The organism is Nostoc sp. (genome assembly GCF_036919595.1).
In the GTDB taxonomy this organism is placed as follows: domain Bacteria; phylum Cyanobacteriota; class Cyanobacteriia; order Cyanobacteriales; family Nostocaceae; genus Nostoc.
This window is the reverse complement of sequence record NZ_JBALCO010000165.1, coordinates 42,694-49,720: the sequence shown is the minus strand read 5'-3', so window position 1 is coordinate 49,720 and position 7,027 is coordinate 42,694. Positions and strand designations below refer to the sequence as shown.

General features: G+C 43.0%; 8 protein-coding genes. 3 read left to right on the top strand and 5 right to left on the bottom strand.

Annotation, left to right across the window (positions count from 1 at the left end; translation table 11 throughout):
• Positions 1 to 406: 406 nt before the first annotated feature.
• On the bottom strand, positions 407 to 793 hold the full coding sequence (locus V7K21_RS25710) for a hypothetical protein (protein WP_335178242.1): 387 nt from the start codon (positions 791 to 793) through the stop codon (positions 407 to 409).
• 130 nt (positions 794 to 923) lie between these two features.
• Here V7K21_RS25710 and V7K21_RS25705 point away from each other — a divergent pair, with 130 nt between their 5' ends.
• The gene (locus tag V7K21_RS25705; RefSeq protein ID WP_335178240.1) at positions 924 to 1,784 is read left to right on the top strand and encodes a Tab2/Atab2 family RNA-binding protein; all 861 of its coding nucleotides are present in this window, start codon (positions 924 to 926) and stop codon (positions 1,782 to 1,784) included.
• A gap of 83 nt (positions 1,785 to 1,867) precedes the next feature.
• On the opposite strand, the gene V7K21_RS25700 is transcribed toward V7K21_RS25705, so the two are convergent.
• A complete protein-coding gene (locus V7K21_RS25700) occupies positions 1,868 to 2,056 on the bottom strand; it encodes a hypothetical protein (RefSeq protein ID WP_334795015.1) in 189 nt (62 codons plus the stop codon).
• On the opposite strand from V7K21_RS25700, the gene V7K21_RS25695 reads away from it, so the two are divergent.
• A complete protein-coding gene (locus V7K21_RS25695) occupies positions 2,055 to 3,368 on the top strand; it encodes a TldD/PmbA family protein (protein WP_335178238.1) in 1,314 nt (437 codons plus the stop codon). The genes V7K21_RS25700 and V7K21_RS25695 overlap by 2 nt on opposite strands.
• A 264-nt stretch (positions 3,369 to 3,632) precedes the next feature.
• Here V7K21_RS25695 and V7K21_RS25690 read toward each other — a convergent pair whose 3' ends face one another.
• Both V7K21_RS25690 and V7K21_RS25685 read right to left on the bottom strand, forming a co-directional pair.
• On the bottom strand, positions 3,633 to 3,824 hold the full coding sequence (locus tag V7K21_RS25690; protein WP_335112920.1) for a hypothetical protein: 192 nt from the start codon (positions 3,822 to 3,824) through the stop codon (positions 3,633 to 3,635).
• Positions 3,825 to 4,040: 216 nt separating this feature from the next.
• The gene (locus tag V7K21_RS25685) at positions 4,041 to 4,340 is read right to left on the bottom strand and encodes a WGxxGxxG family protein (RefSeq protein ID WP_335178236.1); all 300 of its coding nucleotides are present in this window, start codon (positions 4,338 to 4,340) and stop codon (positions 4,041 to 4,043) included.
• A gap of 153 nt (positions 4,341 to 4,493) precedes the next feature.
• On the opposite strand from V7K21_RS25685, the gene V7K21_RS25680 reads away from it, so the two are divergent.
• On the top strand, positions 4,494 to 4,655 hold the full coding sequence (locus tag V7K21_RS25680; protein WP_335178234.1) for a hypothetical protein: 162 nt from the start codon (positions 4,494 to 4,496) through the stop codon (positions 4,653 to 4,655).
• A 315-nt stretch (positions 4,656 to 4,970) separates the two neighbouring features.
• On the opposite strand, the gene V7K21_RS25675 is transcribed toward V7K21_RS25680, so the two are convergent.
• Complete coding sequence (locus V7K21_RS25675) at positions 4,971 to 7,004, bottom strand: serine/threonine-protein kinase (protein ID WP_335178232.1); 2,034 nt, start codon at positions 7,002 to 7,004, stop codon at positions 4,971 to 4,973.
• Positions 7,005 to 7,027 lie beyond the last annotated feature (23 nt).

The window sequence follows — 7,027 nt, the reverse complement described above, 5'->3', positions numbered from 1 at the left end:
TATATGGCTAAAAAACCATCCTTCTGGGAAAAACGCCTGCATCGTTTTTCCTTCACCTGCATTTAACCGTCGTTTGATGTTCTTTAATTGCATTAGTGCATCAGGACTAAGTTTTCCAGGTGCATAATCTTTGGCTGACACTGTTAACAGGCAAAAATTAACTCGGAGTACAAGTAAACTTATAACAATAGTTGAGAAGACATAAGTCCAATAGCCAAATTTCTGCAATCTACTCATATAAATTATCTATAACAGGTTATTTATACTGTAATTTCTCAAACTGTCATGAGAAATAAGGGAGATGGTGAAGAGTTAGGGACTTCTAAATAAAAAGATATCCCATCCCTGCGGGACGCTACGCGAACGCTTTTATGGTAAAGGAGTAGGGGGCACTTAGGAATAAGAATTAAATAACATACAATTTATGTCCCTGACTTACCTCACCCTCAATCCCTCTCCTTGTAAAGGAGAGGGAAGCAAGATAGAGGATGAAGTTTTGTATTTTATTTAATCCACGTTCCTTAGCTGGGGATGGAACATCGTTTTTATTCCAGAAATTGGATAATTTATTTTTTCGAGTTCCCTTAGAATTTGAAGCATTAAGTTCAGAGACTCGTTCATCCACCTCAGAACTCCGTTCATCCACCTCAGAACTCCGTTCATCCACCTCGAAACTCCGTTCATCCACCTCGGAACTCCGTTCATCCACCTCGGAACTCCGTTCATCCACCTCGGAACTCCGTTCATCCACCTCGGAACTCCGTTCATCCACCTCAGAACTCCGTTCATCCACCTCAGAACTCCGTTCATCTACCTCAGATACTCAAAATCTGCATTCCTAATGCCCAATGCCCAATGCTGCCCTAACACTCGTATGATCAAAATATCAGGAAAACATAACAGCCAGATTTTTACCGCAAAACATGGGCAGTATTTGGGAAATCGATTTTTACTCCCGTCCGATATTGGACGCTAATCAGAAAAAAATTTGGGAAGTTTTAGTCTGCGAAAGTCCCTTGGATATCAGCACAAAAGCAGATTCTTTGTTTCGCTATGCTCAATATTGTCCCAGTACCCAGGTAAATTCAGGCTGGTTGCGGACAGCATTACAGGAGGCTATTAACAAAGCTGGAAAAGCACCAATTAAAATCCGCTTTTTCCGCCGCCAAATGAACAACATGATTACTAAAGCTTGCCAAGACTTGGGCATTCCCGCCCAGCCTAGCCGCCGCACTTTGCTTCTCAACCAATGGTTAGAACAGCGGATGGAGGAAGTGTATCCTCAAGAATCAGGGTATCAAGGGGGGACTAATCCTTCAGTCCGTTTAGAAAAACCTTTGCCGCAACGTTTACCAGATGCTTTGGAAGGACAGCAGTGGGTATTTGTTACCTTAGATGCTGCGGATTTTGCAGATATGCCAGAGTGGGAAATTGGCTTTGGTGAAGCTTTCCCCCTAGAGTTGGCGCAAGTTTCACCCGAAGCCCGTATTCCTGGTATTTTGATTTTCTCATCTAGAGCGTTGCCCTTGGCAGGCTGGATGTCTGGTTTGGAGTTGGCTTTCTTAAGATTTGACAGCAGCGAAGAGGCGAGATTGCTTTTAGAAACTGGTGTAACTGAAAGCTGGATTGTGGCAAATATCAAAAAACCTCAAATCTTAGCAGAAGCCAAAGGTTTTGAAGAAGCCAAGCAAAAAGCTAATGGGGTGCATTTTCTCGGTGTCCAGTCTGATCCCAAAGCAGAATCTTTTGCTGGTTTTTGGCTGTTGCAAGAGGTTAACCTCTGAAAAAGGACATTGGGCAGAAATGACTAATGATTAAAAATGGCGATCGCTAAGATCCGTTAAGACATGGCGATGATTTGGGATAATTAACTGCGTTCATCAGCATTGATCTGCACTTCCAAATCACAACTGCAAAGGCACGCTGATAATTTTTTGATAGTTATGCTGCCTCCATCAGCAAAAAGTGCGACGCCGAATAGCCCGTCGTAGACATCGCACTTTTCTTGAGACAGCGTTGATATGCGGTTCAAAATCCACAATGCACTAAGGGTCATGGTTTCTGAAAATTTGTCACAAGATACACTAGCCGAACAGTTGCTGGAACTAGCGATAAAATCTGGAGCCGAAGCTGCTGAGGTGTATCAGTCGCGATCGCTTTCTCGTCCAGTGTTTTTTGAGGCAAACCGACTCAAACAGCTAGAAACCAACCAATCTGAAGGCACAGCATTGCGGCTTTGGCGAAACGGGCGTCCGGGACTTACGGTGGCTTACGGTTCTGTCCTCGCCGAAGTGATGGTGGAAAAAGCTCTGGCACTAAGTCAACTCAATCAACCAGAAACAGTAGAATTAGGCTCTAACGTTCAGCCCTCCTACCCAGATATAGGGGAAAGTGTGCCGATAGAGATTTTGGTAGATTGGGGCAAAGAAGCGATCGCACTCATCCGTGATGCCAATGCCGATGTTGTATGCAATGGTGACTGGGAATGTGATGTTGAAACCACTAGACTAATCAATACCAAAGGTTTAGATTGTCACTACACTGACACTACTCTCAGCTGCTACATATCAGCAGAATGGGTGCGTGGCGATGATTTTTTAAGTGTTTCCGATGGTGAAACTAAGCGGGGCGAACTCCACCCTGAGAGATTAGCTAATCAAATTTTACAGAGGTTAATTTGGGCCAGAGAAAATGTCTCACCTCCTACTGGTCGCGTCCCGGTTTTGTTCACTTCTAAAGCCGCCGATATGCTTTGGAGTACTGTGCAAGAAGCTTTGAATGGTAAGCGAGTTTTAGAAGTAGCTTCGCCTTGGGCAGAACGTTTGGGCAAGCAAGTAGTTGTACCCAGCCTTACCCTCTACCAAGACCCGAAAGCGGGCCCTTACAGTTGTCCTTTTGATGATGAAGGCACTCCGACTCAATCTTTAGTATTTATTCAAAACGGGATTTTACAGCGTTTCTATAGCGATCGTACCACCGGAGGCCAACTGGGTACTGACACCACTGGAAATGGTTTTCGCCCTGGTTTAGGTAGCTATCCCACTCCTGGTTTATTTAATTTTCTCATCCAGCCAGGTTCGGCATCACTACCAGATTTAATTCAACAACTAGATGATGGCTTAATTGTGGATCAAATGCTGGGTGATGGCGGCAGTATTTCTGGAGATTTTTCAATCAACGTTGATTTAGGCTACCGCGTGCAAAATGGTCACGTAATTGGGCGCGTTAAAGATACGATGGTTGCAGGTAATGTCTACATAGCCCTGAAGCAATTGGTTGCACTAGGCAACGATGCTGATTGGAATGGTTCTTGTTATACTCCATCTCTGATAGTAGAAGGGCTATCCACCACGGGGAGAAGCAATTAAATAATTCGTAATGACGCTACGCTAACGTAATTCGTAATTGAAGACAGTACTTATGTAGTCCAATACACTTGGGTTAAGGCTTTATCCTCTCTTTTCCTCCTTAGAAATCAGAGGATTAAGAGACTCGTAATCCAAAATCCAAAATCCAAAATCCAAAATTGATATGAATCACCGCTTTCGCACCTGGTGGCAGCCTAGAAGAGGTTTAGCGATCGCCTCTGGTATAGAAAGTACAGTGATTTCGGTTAAGGGTGCAATTAACAGTTAATGATAAAATATGCCAATAATCAAAGTAACAATTATTGGTATTAGGATTGGAATAGCAACTATAAGTCCCCACTTGCCAAACTTAATTTCCTCACCCTCAGATTTTAAAAAGGCAATCCAACCTACAACTCCCATCAAAATCCAAATACACCCAAAGGCAAGAAATATAATAAATACTGAATCTTCCATTTTTTATCAATTATATGTATACAAAAAAATATAAACACACAAACAAAGCCTGCTAATGCAGGCTTTACCTATAATTATCTTTAGAACTTACGCCAAATTACAACGCAATTCTTTATTAAGGAGGCGTGTAAAAATAGCCAGAACATTTTTCATGCGAAAGCTATATTTAGCAACCCATTCCAAATCAAATTTGTACAACTTATTTTTACATGCTGCCTAAAAGTTAGAACGGGAGCCAGAGGAGCCTACCACATTAGAGTCACCATTACCTATAATATCATCGCCTCTGCGGCTCTTGCGACCAAATAAACCAAATAAACCGAGCAAGCCCAGTAAACCCCAATCACCATCCCGATGATTTCCGTCAGTAGCAGTGCGATCTGTAGTAGTATTTGTAACACTAGGATCAGGAGTGGTTGTTGTCTGAGCAGAAGCAGGTAGAACTGTGGGTAACGTAGCCAAACTTAAAGCTAGAACACTACTTCCCAGAATTTTAGAGACATTAAAGCGTTTCACGATCACATTCCTCAGTTAAATTGCTCTTAATTATAATTAAAGTTTATTAAGTTCTGACAGCGCCAGCATCAATCTTTAGCTGCAAATATAAATCTGCTTAAAGTTGCATTTGTAATCAGCCAAATAAGGATTTTGGTATACATATAGATTCCGATGCATGGCAAATTAGGCAATAGTGTAGTTAGCGATCGCATTCAAGCTAGCTCGATTCCAGAAGGGGAAATATTTCTTTTTAAAACTAAAAATTACGTCTTCAGGGATGACAGATGCCCAGAAGTGAAAGCAATATTTCCACAGCGATCGTTTCTGGTTTAAAAATCCAGTGATTTTGGTCAGGGGTGGGCTTAATAATTCAAATATTGCATAAATAAATCCCAGATGATTTTATAGGTTTTCCTTTGCATTTTTGCGTGAGACTTTCATGACATAAGTGTGCATACCCATAATTCACAATTGACTACGAATTTTAGATTTTAGATAAAAGATTTTTTGGTTCATGCCGCGCCCCGGACAACTCTTGGAGACGCTAACGCGTAGCTTGCTTCCCCGTAGGGGTACGTCCCGCAACGCTAAGGTGGAAAGCTATATTAGACAATTTAGTTTTACTCTCCTCTACCAGAGGAGAGATTTTCACTGAGACAACTGCCAAATCTTAATAGTATTGTCTTCACTACCACTGACAAGGGTCTTGCCATCAGGACTGAAAGCGACGGATGTCACAGTGTTGGTGTGCCCTGCCAATGTGAGCATTTCTTCTCCTGTAGCTGGATTCCACAATTTGATGGTGCGATCGCGGCTACCACTAGCAAGAATTTTACCATCGGCACTGAAGGCTACGGATGTGACAGTGTTGTCATGTCCCGCCAGTGTGCGAATTTCTTTTCCCGTAGGTAGATTCCAAAGTTTGATGGTGCGATCACGGCTAGCACTGGCTAAAGTTCTCCCATCTGGGCTAATTGCTACGGTTGTTACGGTTTGAGAATTTCCTTCTAGTGTGCGGATTGGGTATCCCTTTGTTAGATTCCAGATTTTGATAGTTTTGTCAAAACTACCACTGGCAAGAATCACACCATCGGGGCTGATGGCTACTGATCGCACCCAAAATGTATGCCCTGCCAGTGTCCGAATTTGCTCTCCTGTTGCCAAATCCCAGATTTTGATGGTGTTGTCATCACTGCCAGTAACTAGAGTCTCGCTATCAGCACTGATGGCCAGGGCATGAATTGAGTCAGAATGCCCCTGCAAAGTGCGAATTTGCTTTCGCGTTGTCAGATTCCAGATTTTGATGGTGTTATCATCACTACCACTAACCAGAGTTTTGCCGTCTGGGCTGATAACAACGACATTCACCTGCTGAGAATGCCCGTTGAGTAAAGAGATTGCTTTTCCGGTTGCTAGATTCCAAAGTTTGATGGTGCGATCGCCGCCACTGCTGGCAATGGTTTTGCCATCGGGGCTGATGGCGACAGATAAAACCGAGTTTCCATGTCCTTGGAGGGTGTTAGCTAAGGAAACCTTTGCCAAGGTAATCTTTGGGGGTTGACCTAAAAGCGCTTCATCTTTGCCAGGGCTATTGTGCTGAAGCTTAGAAACCAAACTAGTCTGAATCCGGCGAAAATGTTTATACCAAGATTTTTGGAATCCGAACAACAGAATCAAAGCACTCAACAAAATCAAAATTCTCAGTAAGGGATAACTTTTTGGTAAATATGGGGCTTTAGTTGGTGGTATTTTTCCAGAGGATTTTCCGGCTGGTGGTAGTGCAAGTAGTTGTTTTGGAGTCAAGTCTCTGAGGACTTCATCGGCTGACTGGTAACGTTGTTGAATGTCTTTTTTCAAAAGCTTGTCGATCACAAAATCCAACTCCGGATTTAATGGACTCCGCAAATATTGCCGCCAATTACTCACCCAAGCGTACCCAGATTCCATCCACAACTGAAAGGGGGAATTTCCCGTTAGCAAATGAAAGCAGGTAGCCCCTAAACCGAATAAGTCACTGGCGGGAAAAGCTTTACCATCTCTAATCTGTTCTAGGGGAGAATAACCATGCGAACCAATTGATGTGCCAGATTTCTGCTGCACTCTCGCGGTGAATTGCTTTGAGGAACCAAAATCAATCAGACTTAATCGCCCATCACTTTTATGGCGGATAATATTTTCTGGCTTGATATCCCGATGAATGACTTTGCGATCGTGGATAAATTTGAGGATGGGCAGTAAATCTAGCAAAATAGATTGAATTTCGCTAGCTTTATATGCCTTGCGCTGTTGCAACTCCTTTAACAAATTCTCCCCATTGATAAACTGCTGCACTAAGTATAGACAGCCATCTTGCTCAAAGTAAGCTAGCAAAGTCGGAATTTGGGGATGTTCCCCAAGGTCTTGTAGTCGCTGCGCTTCTTCTGCAAACAACTCCATCGCCTTTTTTTGCGACCAAGTTCCTTGGAATTTTGGAGCTAATTGCTTAACAACACAGCGTTCATTGAGTTTATCTACGTCTTCTGATAGATAGGTTCTGCCAAATCCCCCCTCATCTGAAAGGACTCGGATGACACGGAAGCGATTTCTTAAAAGTGACACCAATGGGGTGCTACAACTTTGGCAAAACTTCTTTCCATTGGGATTCAGGGGATTTGGGCAATCGGGATTTAAGCAGCAGATCATGATCTGACAGGCGCGACTGCATG

Excerpts from the sequence above, each read along its gene's own strand:
- V7K21_RS25680 (WP_335178234.1), top strand. The coding sequence starts at position 4,494 with ATGCATGGCAAATTAGGCAATAGTGTAGTTAGCGATCGCATTCAAGCT.
- V7K21_RS25700 (WP_334795015.1), bottom strand. The coding sequence starts at position 2,056 with ATGACCCTTAGTGCATTGTGGATTTTGAACCGCATATCAACGCTGTCT.
- V7K21_RS25690 (WP_335112920.1), bottom strand. The coding sequence starts at position 3,824 with ATGGAAGATTCAGTATTTATTATATTTCTTGCCTTTGGGTGTATTTGG.
- V7K21_RS25705 (WP_335178240.1), top strand. The coding sequence starts at position 924 with ATGGGCAGTATTTGGGAAATCGATTTTTACTCCCGTCCGATATTGGAC.
- V7K21_RS25675 (WP_335178232.1), bottom strand. The coding sequence starts at position 7,004 with ATGATCTGCTGCTTAAATCCCGATTGCCCAAATCCCCTGAATCCCAAT.
- V7K21_RS25695 (WP_335178238.1), top strand. The coding sequence starts at position 2,055 with ATGGTTTCTGAAAATTTGTCACAAGATACACTAGCCGAACAGTTGCTG.